The organism is Pseudomonas sp. H1_D04 (genome assembly GCF_054683855.1).
In genome coordinates this window covers 5,505,097-5,528,716 of record NZ_CP162826.1, presented here as the reverse complement: position 1 = coordinate 5,528,716, position 23,620 = coordinate 5,505,097, and the positions used below count along the sequence as shown (strand labels likewise).

General features: G+C 60.1%; 22 protein-coding genes. 17 read left to right on the top strand and 5 right to left on the bottom strand.

The window, feature by feature from the left end; genetic code table 11:
• Positions 1-28: 28 nt before the first annotated feature.
• Positions 29-499, bottom strand: a complete 471-nt coding sequence (locus tag AB4N82_RS25545; RefSeq protein ID WP_460103703.1) for a hypothetical protein — start codon at positions 497-499, stop codon at positions 29-31.
• 462 nt (positions 500-961) lie between these two features.
• Between AB4N82_RS25545 and AB4N82_RS25540 the strand changes: the two genes are divergently transcribed.
• The gene (locus AB4N82_RS25540; protein WP_244160698.1) at positions 962-1,942 is read left to right on the top strand and encodes an NAD-dependent epimerase/dehydratase family protein; all 981 of its coding nucleotides are present in this window, start codon (positions 962-964) and stop codon (positions 1,940-1,942) included.
• On the opposite strand, the gene AB4N82_RS25535 is transcribed toward AB4N82_RS25540, so the two are convergent.
• From AB4N82_RS25535 to AB4N82_RS25525, 3 genes are all read right to left on the bottom strand, one after another.
• On the bottom strand, positions 1,908-2,321 hold the full coding sequence (locus AB4N82_RS25535) for a MerR family transcriptional regulator (protein WP_069787823.1): 414 nt from the start codon (positions 2,319-2,321) through the stop codon (positions 1,908-1,910). The genes AB4N82_RS25540 and AB4N82_RS25535 overlap by 35 nt on opposite strands.
• Positions 2,322-3,230: 909 nt before the next feature.
• Positions 3,231-3,515 (bottom strand): hypothetical protein, encoded by a 285-nt coding sequence (locus AB4N82_RS25530; protein ID WP_123477339.1) that lies wholly within the window; start codon positions 3,513-3,515, stop codon positions 3,231-3,233.
• A complete protein-coding gene (locus AB4N82_RS25525) occupies positions 3,515-3,814 on the bottom strand; it encodes a hypothetical protein (RefSeq protein ID WP_123477341.1) in 300 nt (99 codons plus the stop codon). Before AB4N82_RS25525 ends, AB4N82_RS25530 begins: the two co-directional genes overlap by 1 nt.
• A 220-nt stretch (positions 3,815-4,034) precedes the next feature.
• On the opposite strand from AB4N82_RS25525, the gene AB4N82_RS25520 reads away from it, so the two are divergent.
• From AB4N82_RS25520 to AB4N82_RS25510, 3 genes are read left to right on the top strand one after another with little or no spacing between them, the layout of a single operon-like run.
• Entirely contained in the window at positions 4,035-4,256 is a 222-nt protein-coding gene (locus AB4N82_RS25520) for a PLDc N-terminal domain-containing protein (RefSeq protein WP_069787820.1), read from the top strand.
• A gap of 12 nt (positions 4,257-4,268) precedes the next feature.
• Positions 4,269-4,784, top strand: a complete 516-nt coding sequence (locus AB4N82_RS25515; protein ID WP_460103698.1) for a hypothetical protein — start codon at positions 4,269-4,271, stop codon at positions 4,782-4,784.
• Between the two features lie 8 nt (positions 4,785-4,792).
• Positions 4,793-5,236, top strand: coding sequence for a DUF421 domain-containing protein (locus AB4N82_RS25510; protein WP_069787818.1), 444 nt, complete (start codon positions 4,793-4,795; stop codon positions 5,234-5,236).
• 7 nt (positions 5,237-5,243) lie between these two features.
• On the opposite strand, the gene AB4N82_RS25505 is transcribed toward AB4N82_RS25510, so the two are convergent.
• The gene (locus AB4N82_RS25505; protein WP_460103695.1) at positions 5,244-9,389 is read right to left on the bottom strand and encodes a CheR family methyltransferase; all 4,146 of its coding nucleotides are present in this window, start codon (positions 9,387-9,389) and stop codon (positions 5,244-5,246) included.
• A 318-nt stretch (positions 9,390-9,707) separates the two neighbouring features.
• Between AB4N82_RS25505 and AB4N82_RS25500 the strand changes: the two genes are divergently transcribed.
• Genes AB4N82_RS25500 through AB4N82_RS25440 form a run of 13 tightly spaced genes read left to right on the top strand, consistent with a single transcriptional unit; the run spans position 9,708 to position 23,619 of the window.
• Positions 9,708-10,565 (top strand): SDR family oxidoreductase, encoded by an 858-nt coding sequence (locus AB4N82_RS25500; RefSeq protein ID WP_460103692.1) that lies wholly within the window; start codon positions 9,708-9,710, stop codon positions 10,563-10,565.
• A gap of 17 nt (positions 10,566-10,582) precedes the next feature.
• Positions 10,583-12,376 (top strand): thiamine pyrophosphate-requiring protein, encoded by a 1,794-nt coding sequence (locus AB4N82_RS25495; protein ID WP_460103689.1) that lies wholly within the window; start codon positions 10,583-10,585, stop codon positions 12,374-12,376.
• A 59-nt stretch (positions 12,377-12,435) separates the two neighbouring features.
• The gene (locus tag AB4N82_RS25490; RefSeq protein WP_460103686.1) at positions 12,436-13,092 is read left to right on the top strand and encodes a cytochrome c3 family protein; all 657 of its coding nucleotides are present in this window, start codon (positions 12,436-12,438) and stop codon (positions 13,090-13,092) included.
• The gene (locus AB4N82_RS25485; protein WP_460103683.1) at positions 13,089-15,962 is read left to right on the top strand and encodes a TAT-variant-translocated molybdopterin oxidoreductase; all 2,874 of its coding nucleotides are present in this window, start codon (positions 13,089-13,091) and stop codon (positions 15,960-15,962) included. Before AB4N82_RS25490 ends, AB4N82_RS25485 begins: the two co-directional genes overlap by 4 nt.
• Positions 15,952-17,316: an NrfD/PsrC family molybdoenzyme membrane anchor subunit gene (nrfD, locus tag AB4N82_RS25480; protein WP_069787812.1), complete on the top strand. Its 1,365-nt coding sequence runs from the start codon at positions 15,952-15,954 to the stop codon at positions 17,314-17,316. The genes AB4N82_RS25485 and nrfD overlap by 11 nt, the downstream gene beginning before the upstream one ends.
• Positions 17,309-17,833 (top strand): DUF3341 domain-containing protein, encoded by a 525-nt coding sequence (locus AB4N82_RS25475; RefSeq protein ID WP_179028461.1) that lies wholly within the window; start codon positions 17,309-17,311, stop codon positions 17,831-17,833. Before nrfD ends, AB4N82_RS25475 begins: the two co-directional genes overlap by 8 nt.
• A complete protein-coding gene (locus tag AB4N82_RS25470; protein WP_069787810.1) occupies positions 17,830-18,363 on the top strand; it encodes a c-type cytochrome in 534 nt (177 codons plus the stop codon). Before AB4N82_RS25475 ends, AB4N82_RS25470 begins: the two co-directional genes overlap by 4 nt.
• On the top strand, positions 18,360-19,352 hold the full coding sequence (locus tag AB4N82_RS25465; RefSeq protein ID WP_460103679.1) for a hypothetical protein: 993 nt from the start codon (positions 18,360-18,362) through the stop codon (positions 19,350-19,352). Before AB4N82_RS25470 ends, AB4N82_RS25465 begins: the two co-directional genes overlap by 4 nt.
• Positions 19,342-19,692, top strand: a complete 351-nt coding sequence (locus AB4N82_RS25460) for a hypothetical protein (RefSeq protein WP_460103676.1) — start codon at positions 19,342-19,344, stop codon at positions 19,690-19,692. The genes AB4N82_RS25465 and AB4N82_RS25460 overlap by 11 nt, the downstream gene beginning before the upstream one ends.
• Complete coding sequence (locus AB4N82_RS25455) at positions 19,682-20,482, top strand: SCO family protein (protein WP_460103674.1); 801 nt, start codon at positions 19,682-19,684, stop codon at positions 20,480-20,482. The genes AB4N82_RS25460 and AB4N82_RS25455 overlap by 11 nt, the downstream gene beginning before the upstream one ends.
• Positions 20,479-21,411 carry a cytochrome c oxidase subunit II gene (gene coxB, locus AB4N82_RS25450; protein WP_065946790.1) on the top strand — a complete coding sequence of 311 codons (933 nt, stop codon included), beginning with the start codon at positions 20,479-20,481 and terminating at the stop codon, positions 21,409-21,411. Before AB4N82_RS25455 ends, coxB begins: the two co-directional genes overlap by 4 nt.
• Positions 21,408-23,006: a cytochrome c oxidase subunit I gene (locus AB4N82_RS25445; RefSeq protein WP_460103670.1), complete on the top strand. Its 1,599-nt coding sequence runs from the start codon at positions 21,408-21,410 to the stop codon at positions 23,004-23,006. Before coxB ends, AB4N82_RS25445 begins: the two co-directional genes overlap by 4 nt.
• A complete protein-coding gene (locus AB4N82_RS25440; RefSeq protein WP_069787805.1) occupies positions 22,993-23,619 on the top strand; it encodes a cytochrome c oxidase subunit 3 in 627 nt (208 codons plus the stop codon). Before AB4N82_RS25445 ends, AB4N82_RS25440 begins: the two co-directional genes overlap by 14 nt.
• Position 23,620: the final 1 nt, after the last annotated feature.

The following is a 23,620-nucleotide window of genomic DNA, read 5'->3' as shown; positions in this document are numbered from 1 at the left end:
AGCGGGCATCCACTCGTGACTATTCGGATCATGCGCCCACGTCATTTATCAATTCGCGCCAGGCATCCCTTGCCTTCTGCTCCGAGGTAAAGACTTGTACTTTTGGATGCCAGAACTGCCCCTCAATTACGATGCATTCCAGGGTAGAGTCCTGAAACGTGAAGACATAATGGATGGCATCTTTTAGAAACCGCTGTCTATCGTGTCGCGGATGAATGGCGTTTCTCTGCTCAAGCTCTGCTAGCCAAGGCGAATTATCTATTCGATGAATTTGGTAATGCTTGAGGCCAAGTCCAATAAGCGGATGACCACCCAAAGCCTCGTCGTTTGGTGAGCCGAACTGAATTTTTTTAACTAGGGGAAAATGGATTAAAGCTATTTCTTCCCCAGCGGTGCAATACCGTAAACATAGCTGCGTGTCCGTGGCAAACACGATGGGTTCGGGCGACGTACTCGGCTGTGGCCAGGAGTCAAGCAGCACTACGGTTGCGAATGACATAGGGAAGCCTAGTGAGGAATAGGGAGCAAAACAGAGTGCGAGAGCGACGCGTTGTCGTCAAACGTTTCTGATCGCGATGGGCTGCTTCTGGCCGAGGCTGTGTAAAAACGTTTTTGAGCACGTCAGGTGCTCAAAACTGGACTGGAAATCGCGTTTCTACGCGAAATCCACATCTGCAGACGTGCCGATAAATTTCAGATTTAACGTAGACGCGGACACTTCAATTTTGGCGAAGCGTTTTTGCACACTCTGGGCCGATAGCTGCCCGTCACGAACGGCAGTAATCGACCAAATGCGGACGGTGGATACGTCTAGAAAAACCGGTGCGATGGAGACCCCTGGTGAAGCCCCTTTGCTGTCACCTTAGACGGGCCTGACGCCAGCGCTTGACTCTGTCCCTTGGGGCAACCCATACCCTGCCTTATCTATTTCAGGTTCCGTCGTCAGCGGATAAGGCAATCCATGAATACGCTATCGATGGTCACCGGTGCCAATGGGCATCTGGGAAACACCTTGATCCGGGCACTGCTCGCCCGAGGGCAACAAGTGCGCGCCGGGGTCCGTGACCCGGACCGAAGCCCAGCCCTGAACGGGCTCGACTGCCACGTGGTACGCGCCGAACTGCAGGACCCTGACTCACTGCGCCAGGCCCTGCAAGGGGTGGACGTGCTGTACCAGGTAGCGGCAGTGTTCAAACACTGGGCGAGGAACCCACACGCCGAGATCGTCGACGTCAACGTACAAGGTACGCGTAATGTGCTGCGGGCCGCCGCAGAGGCCGGGGTCCGGCGCGTGGTCTATGTCAGCTCCGTGGCAGCGGTTGGACACAACGGCCAACGCCTGGATGAAAACAGCTGGAACACCGATCAGAACAACCCGTACTACCGCTCAAAAATCCTCTCTGAACGCGCTGCCTGGGAGACCGCCCAGGCCTATGACCTGCCGATGGTCACGGTGTTGCCCTCGGCAATCATCGGCCCTCATGCCACGCGGCTGACCGACACTATGGGATTTCTTGCGGCCGTGCTGGCGCGCAAGCTGGTGCTGGACCCGAACTTTTATTTTAACTTTGTCGATGTGCGCGACGTGGCCGACGGTCTGATCCGCGCCGCTGAAAAAGGCCGTCCCGGCCAGCGCTACATACTCGCCAATCAGCGGGCTTCATCACTGGTTGAGGTGATCGAGGCACTCAACACGCTATACCCCGGGTATCGACTGCCGCGCCGCGCACCAAAAGCCTTGCTGTTGCTGATCGCCTGGCTGCAAGAACAGCGGGCACGGTACACCGGTCAGCCAGCCGAATTGCTGCTCAGCCAGGTGCAGATGTTTTATGGGGTGCGCCAGGTCTACTGCATCGACAAGGCTATCAATGAACTGGGCTACCAGCCGCGCTCGCCGCAGGACGCTCTCAAGCAGGCGTTTGCGCACCTATTGGCACGCTGATACCAGGCGCAGCGCCGGGCACTGACGTGGGGGCGAATTGCTGGTTGATCTGTTGTTGCAACTGCGTCAGGTGCTGCTCCCGATTCTGCAAGGCCTGGATCTGCGCTTGCAGCTCCAGGCGCTTGACCTCGATGCCCTGATTGGCCAGCGCCAGGGGAAACGGTGCCTGATGCTGCTTGGCAGCCAGCAACTCGCTCATCTCCCCCAGTTTGAACCCCACCGCCTGGGCAGTGCGGATCATCTGAACCAGCGTCAAATGATGGGCCGTGTACAGCCGATAACTGCCACGGCGCTGTGGGGTCAGCAGGCCCAGTTGCTCATACAAACGAATGGCTTTGGGAGTGCACCCCGACAACGTGGCAAGTTCACCTATGTACATATAGCGCTCTCCCTGATCCAGCTCCGGCCCGCAGTTTACTGGCTGTGACCGGATGTTGTCCTGATTCACCCGGTGTTCATACAGATTTCGTCAGCGGCACCGTCTAGTTTGGGAAGCAGGGACAGATTTATTCCACCCATGGATCGGCCAATCTTGGCCAATTTCTACAGGTCTTTACCGGCTGCTTAGGGTCGAAAGCAGCCAGATGAAATGGCGAGCTATCGGCCAAAGACTTTATTTCTAAATATTTGCGTTATGGCAAAATGATCTGATTACTTTGATGCTCAAGCCAGTCATAGCTCATTTGAAATTTTGGCTAATTTCTAGCGAGCAATTCTAAGGGTTAAAACAGACTAAGGCGGTTAGACAACTAATACGTGAGGTAAACATGAGCTATCACGTCGCACACAGATACGGTGCCATAAGCCCCATCTCTGGCATACGCCTGTTCCTTCAGCTTCTCGCCGAACTGATAGCTCGCTTGGAAGATGAGGGTCACGGTGATTTTGCGGTGAACCTGTCACGAACCGTTATTTTTGAAAACCTAGTAAAATCGAGATCAGACGACACTTTATAAGAGTGGATATTGAGAATACTTGGATAACTAGTCGCTGTTTGGGTATTGGCGGCTCCAGAGATACGCGACGGGATGAAAGATAAATCAAAGGCGTTCATGCGCCGGACAATTTCCTTCAAGTGCTTGCGTTAACCTTCTTGGCATGAATGGGGGATCTACGCGCAGACGAGCCACATTAAGCCAGGTCGATTGTGCTGCGATCATCCCGTTCAGGCGGTTTGCAGCATTTCTTCATCGCACACCGGCAAAGTTTGTTCGAATCTGCTCTTCTTAGCGGCACAGCTTTGTAATGTCGATTTAGCGTGTGCGCGGTTGGTCGTAGGCACACGCGATCATGGGAGTGTGGCATCCTTTATATGGCGAGCGTCACTGGTTGGCGTGGAGGAACTCACCAACTCAGGTTTGCGACCACCGAGCATGGGCAAGTGTTCGTGGTGCATAGTTCGGGCAACCGGTTTATCTGCCAGAATCGCCTTCTTATGAAGTGCCGTTTCCAGCGCTTCCAAATGTCGCGAGAGTATTTTCACCGATCCGTCCAAATTGGCGGGATCGAAAGGGATCTTACCATTTGCGATTAGCACCATTGCCAGGTCCCACGCGCGCTGAGAGTCTTTCATCACGCCACTTCCTTCTCGCGCTTGGCAACTTTTCCGTCCTTTGCCGCCGCGCTTATTGTGGGCGCTGGGAAATATTTATTGAGCACGCCGAGATGATCAATCGCTTCACGGAAAAGCGCTTCGGCTTTGCCGCGAAGGCGCAGATATTCATCAAACATTTCGCTATCGAAATCAGGGTGCTCCAGCAAGTCGAATGCGCTGTTGCTAAGGGCATTGGCCTGGTTGAAAAGCTTTTGATTTTGCTCCATGGCCAACTGCCGGCAGGCCATCATTTTTGTGTGGCTGTTATTGTGTTGCATGGCTTCAATCCTTCATCAGCAGGTCTCTCTATGGTGGTGTGACAAGCTTGCGAGGCCCTTGTATCAAATTGGTTTTCTCTTAAATATCGATTAATTCAGCGATTCAGCTGCGCCTAAATTATCGCCTTTTTAGATCGACGCTTCGCCATCTCAAAAAAACTGAACCTCATCGCCGCGCCTCAGACCTAACAACTTATAACCAGTAACCGGGAGGTACGTCATGCAAGTTACCTATTTCTGGATTGGCCTGATGGTCATTCTGCTGTTGCTGGACTTATGGGTCCTCAATAGCGTCTGGCGTAGCGATAACAGCACGGGCAGCAAGGCGGGTTGGACGGCGTTGGTCGCAGTATTACCGTTTGCGGGGTTGGCTATTTGGGCGATTGCGGGTCCGCGTGGCATCACCAAAGGTCCGTCCTCTCCAGAACACAGTAAGGGTTGATCAAGGGACCGTATGAAGGAGCCTGTTCATCGGGATCTGCACAGCCGCAATTACCCGGTCGATGAGGACATGGTCTTGCAACGCAAGGTCTGGTGCTTCGAGCGAATGGGCTGGTACGGCTTGGTAACGCTGATCGGGCTCACCTTGGCAGGGGTATTCTCCAAAGGGCCGCTGAGCAGCGCAGAGGGCCGCACTGCCGATGGGCAACTGCGCGTCGAGTACCAGCGGTTCCTGCGCAATGGCTCTTCCGATGAGTTGATCGTCCATCTCCAGGGCAAACCCCGCGAACCGCTCGAAGTCGAAATCAGTGGGGAATTGTTGCGCGGCTTTGAAATTGAAATGCTTCAACCGCAACCATTAAAGGCGAGTGCCGCCGGCGAGGGCGTAAGGCTCTGGGTGCTCAGCGACAACGCGGGACAGGCGATCGTGCACCTGACGGTGCGCAGCGACGGTGTGGGCAGTTTTACGACTCGCGTTTCGCTGCCAACCGGCGCCTCATTAGGTTTCTCACAGTTCATTTATCCCTAGGGGGTATCATGGATTCGGTGTTACGGGCCGCTGCTATCTACATAGTATTGATGATCCTGTTCAAGGTCGCTGGTCGACGTTCGCTTGCGGAGCTGACCACCTTCGACCTGGTGCTGTTGATGGTCATCGGCGAGGCGACCCAGCAGGCTTTGCTGGGCGACGACTTTTCGCTGACCAATGCGGTGCTGGTGATCGCAACGCTGATTGCAATAGACATTGGTTTTTCACTGGTCAAACAGCGTTCACGCTGGTTTTCCCGCCTGCTTGATGGCGGCCCGACGATAGTCGTCGAGCATGGCAATGTGCTCCATGAGCGCCTCAAGCGTGCGCGATTAGATGAAAGCGATATTCTTGAAGCCGCCCGATCCGCTCAAGGCATCTTGGAGATCAATCAGATCAAATTCGCGATCCTTGAGCGCAACGGAAAAATTTCCGTCATTCCTTCTGAATAGATCCAGACTAACGCCGTAAGCGACAGAGTTTTTCGATGAGATCAATCAACGACTCATGGGCGACCGGTTTGCTGAGATGGGTACTAAAGCCCGACTCAGCCGCCTTCTTCTGGTCACTGCCGGCACCGTAGCCTGTGAGGGCAATGGCGGGCACCTGGCGCAGGTGGCCTATCGTACGCAGCTTCTGCATCAGCTCATGGCCATTCATTTTCGGCATGCCAATGTCAGAGATGATCAAGTCGTACTGTGCATCGCGGGCAGTTTCCAGCGCAGTCTGTGGGTCATTGAAGGCGCTAACCTGAGCGCCTTCCATCTCCAGCAACAAATCCAGCACTTCGAGCACTTCGGCAGAGTCATCCACCAGCAACACCTTGACGCCGTGCAGACGTTCACCCTCGTCCTGTTCAGCGTCAGCAAGTTGCAGATGATCCTGTTGTTCGCAAAGCGGCAGCCATATCGAGAAGGTGCAGCCAAAACCCAGCCCCCTGGAATGGACACTGACCGAGCCTTCGTGAGCCTCCACCAATTGGCGTACCAAGGACAACCCTATGCCAAGGCCCTCGCGCTGATGCGTCTGGTGCTGGTTTTCTGCCTGCCCGAACAGATCAAAGATCTTCTCGCGGCTGTCATCTGCCAAGCCGATACCACTGTCGATCACATCCAACTGCGCGCGTCCCTCTGAGCGGCTCAGCACCAACTGCACCTGACCGCCCTCCGGGGTGAATTTGAGGGCGTTATTGACCAGGTTCCAGATCACTTGCTCAATGCGCGTCGGGTCGACGTCGACGATCAGGGGGCCATGATCCGAAGGCGTATGCATCGTGACCTGACGATGATGGCCGTCGGCGAGCACTACGCCATGGATATCCTGCAACGTGCGAATCAGATCAACCTGTTGTTTTTTCAGCTTGAGCTTGCCCGTGCGCACCCGGGCGACATCCAGCAGGTCGTCAATGATTCGCGCCTGGCTGGACACTGCCTCGCAGATTGTATTCACGGCTTTGATCGCCGGACCCGCCGCCTTGGTAGCGGGTAAGCGACGCAGTAAATCCGCGTTCAGTTGGATCAGGTTCAGTGGATGCTTGAGTTCGTGCGACATAACGGCGAAGAACTCGTCCTTAAGATGGCTCTTCGTCTGAGTTTCCATCAGGCGCTGGCTTTGCTCATCCTGGGTGCGTTTGTGGCCGGTGAGGTCGCGGGCGATTTTGACGTAGCCCTGCAAGCTGTCGCTCTTGAGCTGTGTGACCTCACCGCTGCAGTAGAACCGGCTGCCATCCTTGCGCACGTGCCAGCGCTCGTCTTCACCCCGACCATGTTCGCGCGCCGCGCGTAGCTCGCTCTCAGGTACGCCGGCGGTGCGATCCTCCGGTGAAAAAATCAAGTCGTAATAGGCGCCCAGCACTTCGCCCTTACTGTAGCCGAAGATCAGCTCTGCACCGGTGTTCCAATCGGTGATGGCACCGTGGTCATCAAGGATGATAATTGCAAAGTCGTGGGTACTCTCGGCCACCAGGCGCATGCGCTCTTCCCCTAGGCGCAGTTCCTCCTCTGCCTGGCGTCGTTTGGTGATATCGATGAAGGTCAGCACCGTGCCGTCGATATGATCCTCGCTGGAACGGTAGGGCAACAATCGTGCGATGTACCAGCGATCGTCCTTACTGCTGATTTCCCGCTCGATGATGCTCAGCGACTCAAACACAGTCGCAGCGTCTTCAGTGATTTCCGGGTAATCCAGGCGGTGCGTGATGTCCATCAACGAGCGTCCGGTGTCCACTGGGAGCATGCTGAAAATATCGGTGGCACGTGGCGTGAACCACCGGATGCGCATATTGCGGTCGACGAATACGGTGGCGATATCGGTGGAGGCGATCAGGTTGGTCAGGTAGTCATTGACCTTGTCGGTCTCTTCTACCTTGGTTTTGAGTTCATAGTTGACGGTCAACAGCTCCTCATTGATCGACTGCAGTTCTTCCTTGCTGGTTTCCAGTTCTTCGGTGGCCGAACGCAACTCTTCATTGACCGCCTGCATTTCTTCGTTCGAGGCCTTGAGCTCCTCGCTTGAGACTTCCGACTGTTCGATGGTGTCCTGTAAGTGCAGCTTGGTGCGTTGCAGCTCCCGCTCAAGGTTGCGCAGGATGGCGTTTTCAGCATGGCTGACGGCGCTGGTATCAGCCTGTTGTGGGTCGGTTTCGCTTTCCTGGAAGATCACCAGCACATAGTCGCTTTCGGTCGCGTCATCGCGATAAGGGCAGGCGGTAATGTCCACCATGAAGGAGCCCTGCTCGCGCTGGACGCGGACTTTGCGGGAGGTCACAGGCATATTCGATTGCTGGACCTGGAAGAGTGTGGTGCGGATGTCGAGGCGCAGGTCGGGATGAACCAGGGCCAACAGATTGTGAGTAACTTCCCCGGCGACATAGCGCAAGAACCGCCCGGCACCTTCGCTCATGTGCAGGATGTCGGCGTGGATATCGACGATTACGCTGGGTGGCGCGGCTTTTTCCAAGGCGCGCAGGTGGATATCCGCGAACGAAACTTTGCTGGGCGCCTTGATTTCAGTCCCAATCGACGCGGTGCTTGGGCGCAGGTAGCCGCCTCGCGGCATGGTTGGGGCGCGGCGCATAGCGGAGGAGCCGGCACGCACCCGAAAAATGCGGTTTCGTTTGTCCACCGGTACAAACAGGTCCAGGCAACCGTCGGCCGATTCCGAGGAACCGAGGAACAGATAGCCACCGGGGCGCAGCGCAAAGTGGAACATCTGCAGGATGTCGCGTTGCACTTCGCGGTCCAGGTAGATCAACAGGTTGCGGCACACGATCAGGTCGATCTGGGAGAACGGCGGATCAGCCAGCAGGCTGTGTTTGGCGAACAAGACCTTCTCGCGAATTTCCTTGCGTACCCGGTAGTGCTGGTTTTTCTCTTTGGCGAAGTACTGGCGCAGCCGCGGTGGCGGTACGTCGGTGATGATCGCCTCGGGGTATACGCCGTTGCGGCCGTGGGTGATTGCGCGCTCGTCAATATCAGTGGCAAACACCTGCATCTTGGCACCGCTGGCATCCAGCGCCAGTTGCTCGGCCACCAGCATCGCGAGGCTGTAGGCTTCTTCGCCGGTGGAGCAGCCGGCCGACCAGATGCGCACCTCCTCACGGTGCGGCACGCTGTCTTCGAGCGACTTCACCAAGTTAGGTATCACGTCGCGTTCAAGTGCTTCAAAGGCTTCGCGGTCGCGGAAGAAGTTGGTCACGCCGATCAGCATATCGCCGAGTAACGCCGCGGTTTCGTCTGGGTGTCCTTGGAGGAAGTTGTAATAGGACGCCAGGTCAGGCTGCGCGGTTACTTGCAAGCGACGCTCAATACGGCGCAACACTGTGGCACGCTTGTAGTGCTTAAAGTCGTGCCCGGTACTGGCGCGTAGCTGAATCAGGATGTCCAGCAATAACTGCTCCGCAACGGCGGCATCGCGTTCGGTGGCGGGCGGGGTGGTATTGATTTCGGGATCGCCGGCGGTGGGCAGGATGATCGATTGAGCATTGCACCACAGCTCCAGCAATTTCTGCGGCATTTCCACCACCGGAAGCACGAGATCGGCCATTTGCGTTTCGATGGCAGCCAACGGCATACCATCGAACTCTGCATCTTCCGGGCTTTGTACCAGAGTGATCCCGCCTTGCTCCTTGATCCGAGACAGGCCCACCGCGCCGTCTGAGCCGGTCCCAGACAGAATCAGGCAAAACGCCCGCTCTTTGTGCGTGTCGGCCAGATCGCGAAAAAATAGGTCAATAGCGATATGCGAACCACCTTCGCGCAACGTTGGCGATACTGACAAATAGCCATCGTTCATGCTTAGGAGGTGTGCAGGCGAGATGACATACACCCGATTTTTTTCTATGGGCGTGGTGTCATTGACCTGCGACACCGGCATGCGGGTTGACTCCTGGATGACCTGGTCCGCCACACTTTGATGATCGGGGGACAGGTGCAGGATCACTACAAATGCCATGCCGCAGTCTTTGGGCATGTGCTCAAAGAACGCCTTCACCGCCTGCAGCCCGCCCGCCGACGCGCCAATCCCTACCACCGGAAAACTCAGGTCGCTTGGAATCAGATCTTTGCGTTGCGGAACGTTAGGGGACCGCAGGGGGGCAGACTTCATAAATACCGACCTTGTTAGCTTGGTTAACTGCGCACGTGAAGAGCGTGTGGAGGGGCGCGAACTTAAACGAGTGTTATGGCTTGACCGAAAGCTAAATAAATATAGCTGAAAACCTGCGTGCAGCAGAACGCCTCGACGCAATTAGCCAATTCTACGAAGTACTACGCTGCGGTTGAGGCGCCCATTATTCAGAAGGTTTATTCGGATCGAAGAATGGCGCTCGTGCGCCTGAACGGTTATCTGATTTTTTCAAAATCCGTCTGAACTTACCTTCCCGGCCAACCCTCGCAAAAGTAATAACAGCCAGGAGGGAGACCGATGAACAGTTACCCAAAACCACCTTTCAAGGCGCAAGAGCAGCCCGTACCCGGTCAACAGCGCAAGATGGATCCAATGCCCGATTGCGGTGAGCAGACCTACAAAGGCTCGGGTCGACTCGCCAACAAAGTAGCCTTGATCACCGGGGCCGACAGCGGCATCGGGCGTGCGGTGGCCATCGCCTTTGCACGCGAAGGCGCGGACGTGGCGGTCTCCTATCTGGATGAGCATGAAGACGCCAAGGAAACCGCGCGGTGGGTCGAGGCGGCGGGTCGTCAATGCCTGTTGCTACCCGGTGACCTGGGCAACGCGGATCAGTGCACGGCGATCGTCGCTGACACCGTGGAGAAGTTCGGACGCATCGATGTGCTGGTCAATAACGCGGCGTTCCAGATGACCTACGACAGTCTGGAAGACATCCCTGACAAGGATTGGCTAAAGACCTTTAACGTCAACGTCACCGCGATGTTTCGCATCTGCAAGGCAGCGCTGCCGCACATGGCCGAAGGCAGTTCGATCATCAACACCAGCTCGGTCAATTCCGATGCGCCCAACCCAACGCTGTTGCCGTATGCGGCGAGCAAAGGCGCGATCGCCAACTTCACTGCGGGCCTGGCGCAGATGCTCGGCAAGCGCGGTATTCGCGTCAACAGTGTGGCGCCCGGGCCAATCTGGACGCCATTGATCGTATCGACGATGACCGAGGAGTCCGTCAAGAACTTTGGTGGAAATACACCGCTGGGACGCCCCGGGCAGCCAGTCGAAGTCTCGCCCATTTACGTGCTGCTGGCGTCGGATGAGGGCAGTTATATCTCCGGTGAACGCTACGGCGTAACAGGTGGCAAACCCATTCTTTGAATGAAGCGAGGCATTCGATGACGACGACAGTAGGCGACTTTCTGGTTGAGCGGCTCAGCCAATGGGGCGTTACCCGAATCTTTGGTTATCCGGGTGACGGTATCAATGGTGTATTCGGCGCGTTGAGCCGGGCGCAGGGCAAGATCGAATTCATTCAGGCCCGTCATGAGGAAATGGCCGCGTTCATGGCGTCGGCCCACGCCAAATTTACGGGAGAGCTGGGCGTTTGTATCGCGACTTCAGGGCCAGGAGCCTCGCACCTGATCACCGGGCTCTATGACGCGCGAATGGACCATATGCCGGTGCTGGCGATTGTCGGGCAGCAGGCGCGGGCGGCGCTTGGGGGGCATTACCAGCAGGAGCTGGACCTGGTGTCGATGTTCAAGGATGTGGCAGGGGCATTTGTGCAGCAGGCTACGGTGCCATCCCAGGTGCGTCACTTGGTGGACCGGGCCGTACGCACCGCGGTCGGTGAGCGCCGAGTGACGGCGATCATCCTGCCCAACGATTTGCAGGAGGCGACCTACGAACCGCCCGTCAGGGCCCACGGCACAGTGCACTCGGGGGTGGGTTATTCAAAGCCGCGAGTGGTGCCGTATGAGGCGGATCTACAGCGCGCCGCAGACGTGCTGAATGCCGGTGAGAAAGTTGCGATTCTCGTCGGCGCAGGGGCGCTGGCGGCCACCGATGAAGTCATCGCCGTCGCCGAAGCGCTTGGCGCCGGGGTGGCCAAGGCGTTACTCGGCAAGGCTGCAGTCCCTGACGATTTGCCCTGGGTTACCGGCAGCATCGGCCTGTTGGGCACCGAGCCCAGCTACAAGCTGATGACCGAATGCGACACCTTGTTGATGATCGGCTCGGGTTTTCCTTACTCAGAGTTCCTGCCCAAGGAAGGCCAGGCCCGTGGGGTGCAGATTGACCTGCAACCCGACATGTTAAGCCTGCGTTATCCCATGGAGGTGAATCTGGTGGGCGATGCCGCCGAGACCCTGGCTGCGTTGTTGCCGTTGCTCACCCACAAGACTCAGCGTAAATGGCGCAAAAAGGTCGAGGGTTGGTGTGCTAGCTGGGAGAAAACCCTGGAGAAACGCGCCCTGGTAAAAGCCAAACCGATCAACCCGCAACGCGTGGTCTACGAGCTGTCTCCACGCCTGCCCGACCACTCCATCATCACCAGCGATTCCGGCTCCTGTGCCAACTGGTATGCCCGCGACTTGAAGATCCGCCGTGGCATGCAATGTTCCCTGTCCGGTGGCTTGGCGTCCATGGGGGCTGCCGTGCCGTACGCCATCGCCGCCAAGTTTGCGCAGCCGCAGAACACCGTGATCGCGCTGGTGGGCGACGGCGCGATGCAGATGAACAACATGGCCGAACTTATCACCGTGGCCAAATACTGGCGGCAGTGGCAGAGCCCTAACTGGATCTGTGCGGTGTTCAACAATGAAGACCTGAACCAGGTCACTTGGGAGCAGCGCGTGATGGAAGGCGACCCCAAGTTTAAGGCTTCGCAAACTATTCCTGACGTGCCGTATCACCTGTTTGCGATTTCGCTGGGGCTGAAGGGGATTTTCGTCGATCGCGAGGAAGATGTGGCTGCGGCCTGGGAACAGGCGTTGGCCTCGGATGTACCGGTGCTGATCGAGTTCAAGACCGACCCCAACGTGCCGCCACTTCCCCCGCATATCAAGCTGGAACAGGCCAAAAAGTTCGCCACCACGTTGCTCAAAGGCGACCCGGATGAAGCCGGGGTGATTGTGCAAACCGCCAAGCAAGTGTTGGCCAGCGTTCTGCCAGGAGGCGCAAAAAAATAACGAACGCTTGCGCACCCGCGCAGCCAAAGCGTTAAGGACATGCACATGAGAATCCGGCAATGACGCAGATTTTCAGGCACTCGGCCGATACCTGGCTGCGCGTAGGACTGTTGCTGCTGATCGCCGGGCTCTCGGGAGGTTTGCTAGTGGCGTTGACTCTGGACAGCACCGACTACCGCACCGGCCGTAACTGGGTGGTCGAGCAGCCATTGCCCTTCAGCCATGCCCACCACGCGGGCGAACTCAAGATCGACTGCCGTTATTGCCACAGCGCGGTGCAGTCCTCCGCGATGGCCAGCCTGCCACCCACCGAAACCTGCATGAGTTGTCATTCCCAGGTATGGACACATGCCGATGTGCTGGAGCCGTTGCGCAAGAGCCTGCGTGAGCTTGAGCCCCTGCAATGGCAACGCATCGCCAAGCTGCCGGACTACGTGTATTTCCATCACGGCGTCCATGTGAACGCCGGCGTCGGCTGCAGTGACTGCCATGGTCAGGTCGACCGCATGCAACTGATGTTCAAGGCGCAACCGCTGAACATGGGCCAGTGCCTGGCCTGTCACCGTGACCCGGCGCCCCATCTGCGTCCCCTGGAGCAGGTCACCAATATGCAGTGGAAACCTTCCGAGGACCGTCGCCAATTGGGTGAGCGCCTGATGATCGCGCGGCACATCGATACCCGGGGCCTTACCGACTGCGGGACGTGCCACCGATGAGTAAGCCGCTGGACTTCTCCGTTGTGCGTGAACAACTGGCCGGACTTGAAGGGCAGGCCTATTGGCGCGGGCTTGAGGCGCTTGCCGAGTCCCCTGACGCTCAAGCGCTGATAGAGGCGGAATTTGCAGGTGTGGCGCCGCTGATGGATCGACGGCGTTTCCTGCAGTTGATGGCAGCGTCCATCGCCATGGCGGGGTTGGCCGCCTGTGGCAAGACCCCGGAACAGGCAGTGACGGCGGTCAGTCAGCCGGTCAATCTGACGCCAGGCGTGCCGGCCTGGTACGCCACCGCCATCCCGTTTGGCGGTGTTGCCCAGCCCGTGTTGGGCAAGACCGTTGCAGGCAGACCGATCAAGCTTGAAGGCAACCCGGACCATCCCGTGTCGGGCGGCGCCTGCGATGCGTTTACTCAAGCGGCGATCCTGCAACTCTATGATCCGGACCGTTCCCAGGCGCCGCGTTTCAAAGGTCGGGAAGCCAGTTGGCCGGATGTGCGCGCGGCGCTGGCTCACGAGCAGCAGGTGCTGGACAGCGCTCGCGGCAAGGGCTTGCACATCGTCTGTGGGGCCAGCAGTTCACCGACCCTCAAGCGCCAGCTCGACCAACTGCAACAACGCTGGCCTGAGGTGCGCCTGTACCATGGCGAAGCCTTTGCCGAGACGGCCGCCCTGCGAGCCAGCGAACGCGCGTTCGGTCAGCCATTGGCCGCGCACGTTCACCTGGAACAGGCCGAGGTACTGGTGTGCCTGGAGTATGACCCGCTGGGCAGCGGTCCGTATCAGACGGTGCTCCAGCGCGGCTGGGCTGAACGTCGCCGCCAGGCAGCGAAGGGTGAGGGCGCCGCGTTGGTATTCGTGGCTGAAAGTGTTCCGAGCCTCACTGGCGCTGCCGCCACCGCGCGCTTGCCCACGGCACCGTCGCAGTTGCCCGGCCTGCTGCTTGCGCTGAGCCAGGCGCTAGGCCAGGACCTGCCCGGAACGCCGCGCCTGAACCCGGAGCAACGGCAGTGGGTGCAGGACGCCGCAGCTGCGCTCAAGGCCCACCCGGGGCGCGGCCTGATCGGTATTAGCCAGCAGGCATCCGAGGCGTTGCAGGCGCAGGTCATGCAGCTTAACCAGCGCTTGGGGCACGCAGGCCAAACGTTGGACTGGCAGGTGCCGAGGTTATTGGGTTACGAGCCCAATCAATCGTGGGGTTCGCTTGCGCAACTGAGCCAGGAAGCGGTGACCCATTTGCTGATACTCGACTGCAACCCGGTGCTAAATGCCTACCTGCAAGATGTGCTGCCCCAGGTGCCATTTCGCTTGCATGCCGGGCTTTACTACGACGAAAGCGCCGCGCTGTGCCATTGGCACCTGCCGCTCAATCATGCGCTGGACGGTTGGAGCGATAGCCGCGCGGCGGACGGCAGTGCCTGCATCGTCCAGCCGCTGATCGAACCGATGTATTCGACGCGCACCCTGCATCAGGTCCTCGACTTGCTGCTGCACTCAACCGAGACCGATGCCTTGGCGCTGGTGCGCGCAACCTGGGCGCATATCGCGCAGCAACAATGGCGCGAGGCATTGGCCAATGGCTGGATTGAACCGGCCCCAGCGCCAGTCAAGGTGGAGGAAATGACGCCAATTGCCCTCGCGGCGGCCGACGTCGGCGAAGGATTAGAGGCCGTCATCCGTCCCGACCCGACCGTGTGGGACGGGCGCTTCGCCAACTCCGGCTGGCTGCAGGAATTGCCCAAGCCCATCAGCACCCTGACCTGGAGCAATGTGATCGGGCTTTCGCCACACCTGGCCGAACAGTTGGGCGTGAGCAACGGTGACGGCGTGGAGGTGACGCTGGCCGATCAGACCGTGCGCGGACCCGCCTGGGTTGAACCCGGGCAGGCCGACCAGGTCATTTTCTTATACACCGGCTACGGTCGCAGCCACGCCGGGCGCGTCGGTGATGGCCTGGGTTACGCGGTGAGGCCCACTGAGCAATTCTCCGTCAGTGCCTCCCTACGAAGCACCGGCGAGCACTTTCCCCTGGCGGCCACCCAGTCACATCACCGGTTGCCGCAAGCGCAAGAATCGCCCATCCGGGTGGTCTCACGCGACAAACCACAAGTCGCGACCCAGGCCATTCCCGCGTCGCTCTACAGCCCGGTGGACGACAGCGGCCCGCAGTGGGGCATGGTCATTGATCTGGACCTGTGCACCGGCTGCAATGCCTGTGTGGTGGCCTGCCAGGCCGAGAACAACATTGCCGTGGTCGGCGCCGAGCAGGTCGCCCAGGGGCGCAGCATGCACTGGCTGCGCATCGACCATTATTACCAGGGGCCGTTGGAGGCCCCGCGTTCGCGCTTCCAGCCATTGCCCTGCATGCACTGCGAGCAGGCGCCCTGCGAAACAGGCTGCCCGGTCAACGCCACCGTGCATAGCCGCGATGGCTTGAACCAGATGGTCTACAACCGCTGCATAGGCACCCGCACGTGCGCCTCTTACTGCCCGTACAAAGTGCGGCGTTTCAATTGGCTGGACTGGAGCGCCGACGCCGCGCCGTCGATTCAGGCCCAACGCAACCCCGAGGTGACGGTACGCTCCCGCGGCGTGATGGAGAAATGCACGTACTGCATCCAACGCATCAGCAACGCCCGCACGGACAACAAGCAACACGGCGATGATTTCGACCCCTCTGCGGTGGTCACCGCTTGCCAGCAAACCTGCCCCAGCCAGGCCATCCAGTTTGGTGACATCAACGCGCCCGCCAGCGCTGTCAGTCTCGCGCGCCGCGATCCCCGCCATTACCGCTTGCTGGAAGCCCTCGGCACCCGGCCGCGTACCAGTTACCTGGCGCGCATCGAGGAGGAGGGCGCCGGCGATGAAGGCTGAGCCGCTGCTGCACGCCACCGGGCATTTCCTGCCAAAGGATTTGAGCGACCAGCAGGTGTCGCGGCAGGTGTTCGGGCCATTGCAGCAGTTCCCCCGGCGCGTTGCCTGGCGCTGGATGTTCGGTGTCGGCCTGGTGTTGTTGCTGGTGTACCTGGGTTCGGTCGCTGTGCTGCTGGGCAATGGAGTGGGCATGTGGGGCAATAATCAGCCGGTGCATTGGGGCTTTGGCATCCTCAACTACATCTGGTGGCTGGGGATCGGCCACGCGGGCACGTTTATCTCGGCCTTGCTGTTGCTGATCGAGCGGCCCTGGCGCCATACCCTCAACCGGCTGGCAGAGTTGATGACGCTGATGGCGGTGATCTGCGCCGCGCTGTACCCGATCCTGCACCTGGGCCGTCCCTGGCTGTTCTACTGGACCATGCCCTACCCGAATGAAATGGGGTTATGGCCGCAATTCAAAAGCCCGACGGCCTGGGACATGTTTGCGATCCTGTCGTACCTCACGGTGTCGGTGCTGTTCCTGATGGTGGGCGCCATTCCGGATTTCGCCGCAGCTCGTGACCGGGCCAGCACGCCGCTGCGCCAGGTGGTTTATGGCTTGCTGGCGCTCGGCTGGCGTGGGTCGCAGCGGCATTGGGCGCTGTGGCGGCGCACCACGCGGGTGTTGGCGATCCTCGCGATACCGCTGGTGTTTACGGTGTCGAGTGGCTATTCGTTTTTGCTGACCATGGGCACCCAGAGCGGTTGGCACTCCACCTTGTTTTCCGCCTATTTCGTGGCCGGTGCGGTGTTTTCCGGATTCGCCCTGGTGGCGCTGCTGGCGATTGCCGTGCGCTGGATGTTGTGTATCGAAAGCCTGATCACCCCACGCCATCTGGACATGCTCGGGCGCCTGTTGCTGGCGACCGGCTGGCTGACCATCTACGGGTATCTGGTCGATCTGTTCATGCCGTTCTACAGCGGCGACGCCCATGAAATCGAGGTACTGCTTGCGCGCATCAGCGGCGCGTATGCGTGGAGTTTCTGGTTGGCGATCGTCTGCAATGTCGGGGTGCTCCAGGCGCTCTGGTGGCGAAACGTGCGCCAAAGCCCGCCGCGATTGGCACTGGTGGCGCTGGCCGTGCTGGTGGGGATGTGGGCCGAGCGTTTCATGCTGCTGATCCCGCCGCAGACGCGTGATCTGCTGGTTTCCAGCTGGGGCGATTACACGCCGTCCCTGTGGGACTGGACGCTGTTTATCGGCAGTTTCGGGGTGTTTCTGGTGCCCTATAGCCTGTTCCTGCGCTATGTGCCGATGGTTTCCGCGTTCGAGGTCAAGCAGGCGCTGCATCAGGAGCGCGGCGATGGCTGAGTGCCTGGGTTTACTCGCGCGGTTCCCGGCGCCCCAGCCCTTGGTGGATGCCGCCGTGAGCGCGTGGGACCTGGGTTATCGGCGGCTGGATGCCTTCGCGCCGTTTGCGCTGGAAGCCTTGGAGCCGGTACTGGCGGTCGACGCCAGGCGAGTAGGGCGCATGGCCTGCCTGGGGGCCGGGCTGGGCGTCGTCCTGGCGCTGGTGATGCAGCTCGGTTCGGTGTGGGCCTATCCCTTGAACATCGGCGGGCGCCCCTTGGTGGCGTTGCCTTCATTCGCAGTGGTGACGTTTTTGTTCGCCGTAGTGTTTGCAGCAACGGCGGCGGTGTTGACGTTGTTGCTGTGCAGTCGCCTGCCGCGCTTGCATCATCCGTTGTTCGGCGTCGAGGGGTTTGAAGCGGCCAGCGACGATGGGTTCTTCTTGTTTATCGATGCGCGCGATCCGTTGTTCGACGCGCACCAGACCCACGCCTGGCTGGCCGAACGCGCGCAGAGCGTGCAGGAAGTGGCGCCATGAATGCCTGGCCATGGGCATTGAGCCTGGTGCTGCTGTGCAGCGGCTGCGATGACATGTCACGCCAGGCCAAGGTGCTTGAACAACGCGCCGGCGCGTTGTTTGGCAATGGCCTCAGCAGTCGCCAGCCTCCCGCCGGCAGTGTGGCGCGCGGGCATCTGCAACGTGAAGCGCTGGCGCGCCAACGGCCGGCCCTGAGTGCGGACTTGCTGGCACGTGGCGAGGCGGGCTATCAAACATTCTGCACGCCGTGCCATGGCCTGGGCGGGCTCGGCGATGGGCTGGTGGTGGGTCGTGGTTTTCCGGCGCCGCCGTCGTTTATCGAACCGCGGTTGCTGAACGCCTCCGATGACCAACTGATGCAGGTGATTGCCGACGGGCGAGGCTTGATGTACGGCTACGCGTCGCGCATTCAGCCCGATGAGCGCTGGGCGATTGTCGCCCACTTGCGTGTGCTGCAGTTGAGCCAGCACGCCGACCTGCAAACGCTGCCGCCGACTGTGCGCCAGGCCTTCGAGGAGTCCGGCCAATGAGCCGGTGGTGGTTGCTGGCTGCCGCCATCGGCCTTGCCGTGCTCGGCGTATGGCAGCCTGCCTGGGTCGGTGCGGGCACCCTGGCGGCAGCGGTCAATGGCAGCAATATCGCGCTGGGTTGCCTGCTGCTTGCGTTGCTGACGCCTCTGGTCAGCGGTCGCTGGCAGCCTTTGCTGGATCCCGGCAGTCGCTTGGGTGCAAGCGCCGTGTTGCTGATCATCCCGATGCTGTTGCCGGTGCTCGTCACGATGCCCTGGGTGTACCCCTGGTTCGATCAGGCGGCCCCGGGCTTTCGTGGCCTGTGGTTATCGCCGTGGTTTTTTGTGCTACGTACTCTGGTGTACGGCGGGCTTGCCTGGGTGGTGCACGGCTGGGTGGGCAAGCGCAGTGCGGCGGGGCTGATCCTGTACGCTCTGGTGGCGAGCCTGGCCGCCGTGGACTGGCTCATGTCGTTGCAGGCGGGGTTTGTCTCCAGCGTGTTCGGCCTGTTGTTGATCGCCCGGCAACTGCTCGACGGCCTGGCCTTTGCCGGGTTGTGTGTCTTGTGCTGGAACGTGGTGCTGCTGCCCGCACGCCAGTGTGTGCTGTTGCGCGGTCTGCTGGTAAGCGCCTTGGCGTTCTGGATCTACGTGCAGTTCATGCAGTACCTGATTATCTGGTCGGTGGACCTGGCGCATGAAACAGCCTGGTACCGCGTGCGCGAGACGGGTGGGTGGGGCGCACTGACGGCGCTGGTGGTCGCCGGGCAACTGGTGTGCCTGGTGGTGCTCGCGTCGCCATGGGGCGGGCGAATGAATGTGTTGACGTGGGGCTGTGCGGCGATCTTGTTGCTTGGGGTTGTCGAGTCGATGTGGATCAGCCTGCCGTCGATTTTTCCCGACGCGACCCTTGGCATGCTCCTCACCGCGGTGCTGTGCCAGGGGGTGTATGCCGCGGGCTTGTTTGCCGTGTGGCGGCGGCAGTGGCAAAGGAGGCGTCATGACCGCTGAATACCAACCCAACGATTTTGACGGTAAAAAAGCCGCCCGGGTAATGGTGCTGCTGGGTGTGGCCATAGCCCTTAGCCTGGGCGGCGTGGCCTGGTTGTTGAGCGGCTATCGTCAACAGGTGCAACAACCGCCGATGAGCACACTGGAACGCCAGCGCCTATTGCCCCCTGAGCCGCGTCTACAAGCTGATCCCCGGCAGGCGGGTGAGCGGCAACTGGCCCGCCAGCGTCTGCTCCTGGACAGTTATGGCTGGGTCGACCGTGAGCATCACATCGTGCACCTGCCCTTGGCACAGGCCCGGCAATTGCTGCTGGAGCGAGGATGGCCTGATGAGCATTGAGCGCCTGCTGCTGGTCGTCGTATTGGTGTGCTGTTGGCTGCCGCAAGCGGGCGCCGCGCAGCCATTCGACCCCTTTACCGCCGCCGGAATCGACACGGCCCACGTCGGCCGACCCTTGGCGCTCGACAGTCGCTTCACCGACCAACAGGGCCGCCCCGTGCGTCTAGGCGACTTGCTCAACGGCCAGCCCACATTGCTGGTGCCGTTGTACTACCGTTGCCCGAACGTCTGCGGAGCGGCGCTTTCGACACTGTTCAGCCAACTGGCCAACCAGCCTTATCGCCTGGGCCGTGACTTCCAGGTGATCGCTTTCAGTTTCGACCCCCGCGAAGACGTGGGCGCCGCCCGGGAAGAGTTGGCCAAGCTCAGCCAGCACTGGCCAGCGCTGGCTGACGAGCCTGGTATGCACCTGCTGACTGGCGATGCGTCGGCCAGCCAGGCCCTGGCGGACTCGATCAGCTTCGGCTATCGCTTCGACCCGCAACAGCAGCAATACGCCCACAGCTCGGCAGTCGCGGTGGTAACGGGCGACGGGCGCCTGTCGCGCTGGCTCTACGGCCTGGGCTATCAGCCCAGCGACTTGCGCCTGGCATTGACCGAGGCCGGGCAGGGCAAGTTGGGGGCCATCAAGGAACAACTGTTATTGCTGTGCTACCACTACGACCCGCAGAGCGGCACCTACAGCAGCCGGATCATCCTGCTGCTGCAAGTGGCAGGCGTGTCGACGGTGCTGGTGCTCGGCCTGCTGATTTTGCGGGCGGTGCGGCGCGAACGTAGGGAGGCGCGATGAACGAACACTTTCTGCGCCTGTGGCCGGCGCAAGCCTCGGATTACGCAGTATCGGTCGATTGGCTGGTGATCGGCTTCACCGCCATGATGGCGCTGTTCGTGGTGCCGGTGTTCGTCGCGCTCTGGGTGTTTATCTGGCGCTATCGGCGCGGCCGTCCCGCCGACCGCGACCATCGCCCGCAAAGTAATCTACCTATCGAGCTGGCCTGGATCATCTTGCCGTTCATAGGTTCGCTGGTGGTCTTCCTGTTGTCGGCGCGGTTGTTTTTCATCGCCCGCACGCCGCCGGAGGATGCGCTGGAAGTGCAGGTCACCGCGCGCCAATGGATGTGGAAATTCCAGCACCAGGGTGGCCAGCGGGAGATCAACACCCTGCATGTGCCGGCCCGGCGCCCGGTGAAGTTGACCATGATTTCCGAGGACGTGATCCACAGCCTGTTTTTCCCCAGCCTGCGTATCAAGCAAGACGTGTTGCCGGGGCGCTACAGCATGTTGTGGTTCCAGGCCGAGCACAGCGGCACCTACGAGGTGTATTGCGCCGAATACTGCGGCACCGACCACGCGGCAATGCTGGCGCGCCTGGTGGTGCTCAACCCCGCCGATTACGAGCACTGGCTGGCAGACAACGGCAGCAGCGCTGACCTTGCCCGTCAGGGCGAGACCCTGTATCGCCAATACGGTTGCGCCAGTTGCCACGACTCAGGCAACGCGCCGCCGCTGGCCGGGGTGTTCAACCGTTCGGTGCAACTGGCCGACGGCAGTCAGGTAAAAGCGGATGAAGCCTACCTGCGCGACAGCATCCTGTTGCCGCAAAAACAGTTGGTAGCCGGCTACCTGCCGATCATGCCGACCTACAGCAATCTGTTGGATGAAGAGGCGGTGCAGCGGCTTGTCGCTTACCTGCGCGAACTTGCGGAGAAACACCAATGAGCCAACCCAGCTATTTGCATGCACAGGGCCTGCGGTCATGGTTGCTGACCCGCGATCACAGACGTATTGCGGTGCTGTACATGCTCACCGTGACCTTCTTTTTCTTTGCCGGCGGGCTGGCGGCGAGCCTGATCCGCATTGAACTGGTCACGCCGGAAGGGGATTTGCTCACCGCCGATGGCTACAACCGCGCGTTTACCCTGCATGGGGTGATCATGGTGTGGTTTTTCCTGATTCCGTCGATTCCGAGCGTGTTCGGTAATTTCCTGGTGCCGATCATGATCGGCGCCAAAGACATGGCCTTTCCGCGTCTGAACCTGTTCAGTTGGTACTTGCTGCTGGGTGGCGGCCTGTTCACCTTGCTGGCGCTGCTGCTCGGCGGGGTGGACACCGGCTGGACCTTCTACACGCCGTTGTCGACGATGTTCAGCAACGGCCATGTGGTGGCGGTGATCTGCGGCGTATTCATTGCCGGGTTTTCGTCGATCTTCACTGGCGTCAATATCATCGCCACCGTGCATACCCTGCGCGCGCCGGGCATGACGTGGATGCGCTTGCCGCTGTTCATCTGGTCTATGTACGCCACCTCGATCATTCTGGTGCTGGCCACGCCCGTGCTGGCGATCACCCTGGTGCTGGTGGCCGCCGAGCACCTGTTCAACATCGGTGTGTTCGACCCTAAATTGGGCGGCGACCCGCTGCTGTTCCAGCATCTGTTCTGGTTCTACAGCCACCCGGCGGTGTACATCATGATTCTGCCGGCCATGGGGGTGGTCAGCGAGTTGATCACGGCGGCAGGGCACAAGCGCATTTTCGGCTACCGCTTTGTCGCCTGGTCCAGCGTGGCGATTGCGGTGATCGGCTTTCTAGTGTGGGGCCATCATATGTTTGTCGCCGGGCAGTCGATGTATGCCAGCCTGGTGTTCTCATTGTTGAGTTTTCTGGTGGCGATTCCGTCGGCGATCAAGGCCTATAACTGGAGTGCCACGCTGTACAAAAGCGACTTGACCCTGCATGCGCCGTTTCTGTTTGCGTTGACGTTTATCGGGTTATTTATCGTCGGCGGCGTCACCGGGCTGTTCCTCGCGCTGCTGGCCGCCGACCTGCATGCCCATGACACCTATTTTGTGGTCGCGCACTTCCACTACATCATGGTCGGCGCCGCCGTGGCCGGGTACTTCGGGGCCTTGCATTTTTGGTGGCCGAAGATCACCGGCCGACTTTACTCGCAACTGTGGGGCAAGATCACCGCGATCCTGATTTTCTGCGGCTTCAACCTGACGTTTTTCCCGCAGTTTCTCCTGGGTTACCTGGGCATGCCGCGTCGCTATCACAGTTACGATCCGGACTTTCAGTTCCTCAACGTGATGTCGTCCGCCGGGGCTTCGATCCTGGCGCTGGCCTACGTGTTGCCATTTTTCTACCTGCTCGGCTCCCTGCGCTGGGGCGAGCGGGCGCCGATCAATCCGTGGGAGGCGGCCGGGCTGGAGTGGCGCGTGGCTTCGCCGCCGCCGCTGCACAACTTCGAAGCGCCGGTGACGGTGGATTTCGAGGCCTACGATTATTCCCCAGGGGCCCGCCGTGATCCGCTCTGACGAGAGGCCCGCCGACCCGTTCGTGGCCTGGGCCCAGCAACGCGAGGCCGCCCGCCTGGGCATGTGGCTGTTCCTGGCCAGCGAAGCGATGATGTTCGGCAGCCTGATCATGGTGGCGTGGTTCTTTCGGCTGCGTCATCCGGACGGGGTGGCGGAGGCCGTGGCGGGCCTGCATTACCTGTTGGCGACGGGCAATACAGTCCTGTTGTTGACCAGCAGTTTGTTGATGACCCTGGCCGCCAGCGAGCCACGCCGGGTGGGCTGGTGTCTGCTGGGTGCGGCCGTATTGGGCGTGTTGTTCCTGGGCTGCAAAGGTGTTGAATACGGCCTGGAGATCCACGAAGGCGTGCTGCCCGGCTTTACCGATCACTCAACCTGGCAGGCGCCGTCGGCGCAGTTGTTCATGAACCTGTACTTCATCGCCACGGCGCTGCACGGGCTGCATGTGTTGATCGCGGTCGGCCTGGCCCTGTGGCTGTACAGCGCGTTGAAACGCGACCGGTTGGCGCCTCACCAGCGCGCGATGCGCCTGGAAATGATCAGCCTGTATTGGCACCTGGTGGACGGGATCTGGATCCTGTTGTTTCCCACTCTCTACCTGGTGGGGCGTTGAG

Coding starts and splice junctions, on each gene's coding strand:
- AB4N82_RS25545 (WP_460103703.1), bottom strand. CDS start 499: ATGTCATTCGCAACCGTAGTGCTGCTTGACTCCTGGCCACAGCCGAGT.
- AB4N82_RS25540 (WP_244160698.1), top strand. CDS start 962: ATGAATACGCTATCGATGGTCACCGGTGCCAATGGGCATCTGGGAAAC.
- AB4N82_RS25535 (WP_069787823.1), bottom strand. CDS start 2,321: ATGTACATAGGTGAACTTGCCACGTTGTCGGGGTGCACTCCCAAAGCC.
- AB4N82_RS25530 (WP_123477339.1), bottom strand. CDS start 3,515: ATGAAAGACTCTCAGCGCGCGTGGGACCTGGCAATGGTGCTAATCGCA.
- AB4N82_RS25525 (WP_123477341.1), bottom strand. CDS start 3,814: ATGCAACACAATAACAGCCACACAAAAATGATGGCCTGCCGGCAGTTG.
- AB4N82_RS25520 (WP_069787820.1), top strand. CDS start 4,035: ATGCAAGTTACCTATTTCTGGATTGGCCTGATGGTCATTCTGCTGTTG.
- AB4N82_RS25515 (WP_460103698.1), top strand. CDS start 4,269: ATGAAGGAGCCTGTTCATCGGGATCTGCACAGCCGCAATTACCCGGTC.
- AB4N82_RS25510 (WP_069787818.1), top strand. CDS start 4,793: ATGGATTCGGTGTTACGGGCCGCTGCTATCTACATAGTATTGATGATC.
- AB4N82_RS25505 (WP_460103695.1), bottom strand. CDS start 9,389: ATGAAGTCTGCCCCCCTGCGGTCCCCTAACGTTCCGCAACGCAAAGAT.
- AB4N82_RS25500 (WP_460103692.1), top strand. CDS start 9,708: ATGAACAGTTACCCAAAACCACCTTTCAAGGCGCAAGAGCAGCCCGTA.
- AB4N82_RS25495 (WP_460103689.1), top strand. CDS start 10,583: ATGACGACGACAGTAGGCGACTTTCTGGTTGAGCGGCTCAGCCAATGG.
- AB4N82_RS25490 (WP_460103686.1), top strand. CDS start 12,436: ATGACGCAGATTTTCAGGCACTCGGCCGATACCTGGCTGCGCGTAGGA.
- AB4N82_RS25485 (WP_460103683.1), top strand. CDS start 13,089: ATGAGTAAGCCGCTGGACTTCTCCGTTGTGCGTGAACAACTGGCCGGA.
- nrfD (WP_069787812.1), top strand. CDS start 15,952: ATGAAGGCTGAGCCGCTGCTGCACGCCACCGGGCATTTCCTGCCAAAG.
- AB4N82_RS25475 (WP_179028461.1), top strand. CDS start 17,309: ATGGCTGAGTGCCTGGGTTTACTCGCGCGGTTCCCGGCGCCCCAGCCC.
- AB4N82_RS25470 (WP_069787810.1), top strand. CDS start 17,830: ATGAATGCCTGGCCATGGGCATTGAGCCTGGTGCTGCTGTGCAGCGGC.
- AB4N82_RS25465 (WP_460103679.1), top strand. CDS start 18,360: ATGAGCCGGTGGTGGTTGCTGGCTGCCGCCATCGGCCTTGCCGTGCTC.
- AB4N82_RS25460 (WP_460103676.1), top strand. CDS start 19,342: ATGACCGCTGAATACCAACCCAACGATTTTGACGGTAAAAAAGCCGCC.
- AB4N82_RS25455 (WP_460103674.1), top strand. CDS start 19,682: ATGAGCATTGAGCGCCTGCTGCTGGTCGTCGTATTGGTGTGCTGTTGG.
- coxB (WP_065946790.1), top strand. CDS start 20,479: ATGAACGAACACTTTCTGCGCCTGTGGCCGGCGCAAGCCTCGGATTAC.
- AB4N82_RS25445 (WP_460103670.1), top strand. CDS start 21,408: ATGAGCCAACCCAGCTATTTGCATGCACAGGGCCTGCGGTCATGGTTG.